A 600-nucleotide genomic window follows, 5' to 3' on the forward strand; every position below is an offset into this window, starting at 1 on the left:
GTATTGGTGTTGTAGCGCGAGCAGTGATAGCTGGAAAACAGCGCGATGCCGCCGGCCTCCTGCTTTCCGCCATGGCGGAACGGAATGGCCGCGACGCGCTCGCCCAGCGCCCGCACCGTGGACTGATGCGCGATCGAGCCCAGCGTCAGAATGGCGCGCAGATTGGGGAAGCGCGCGATGGTGGGTTTCAGAAAAGTCCGGCAGGTGGCGATCTCGGCGCCGACCGGCTTGTTCTCCGGCGGCACGCAGCGCACCGCATTGGTGATGGCCGTGCCGACCAACTCCAGCCCGTCATCCGGCCGTGCCTTGAACTCGCCGCGCGCCAGGCCCTGCGCGATCATCGTGCCGTAGAGCAGGTCGCCGGCATAGTCGCCGGTGAAGGGGCGCCCCGTCCGGTTGGCGCCGCGCAGACCGGGCGCAAGCCCGACGATCAGCAGGCGGACCGAGGCTTCACCCTCGGGCGGCAGGAAGGTCGGCACCGGCGCGTTGAACCAGCCCGGCTCGCGCTCGCGCCAGGCGGCGATGAAATCATGCAGCCGCGGGCAAAGCAGGCAGTCGCGGCTGGGTTCGGGGGAGGTTGTGGCGGTCAAGGGCGCCGCC

At 69.8% G+C, this 600-nt stretch carries 1 protein-coding gene; it reads right to left on the reverse strand.

Going from position 1 to position 600, the window contains the following annotated elements; translation table 11 throughout:
- Positions 1–590 (reverse strand): uracil-DNA glycosylase (locus EOA24_RS40275; RefSeq protein ID WP_127410938.1); only part of this gene is annotated, 590 nt, incomplete at its 3' end.
- Between the last annotated feature and the right edge of the window lie 10 nt (positions 591–600).

The organism is Mesorhizobium sp. M2A.F.Ca.ET.039.01.1.1, from assembly GCF_003998035.1.
Lineage (GTDB): Bacteria > Pseudomonadota > Alphaproteobacteria > Rhizobiales > Rhizobiaceae > Mesorhizobium.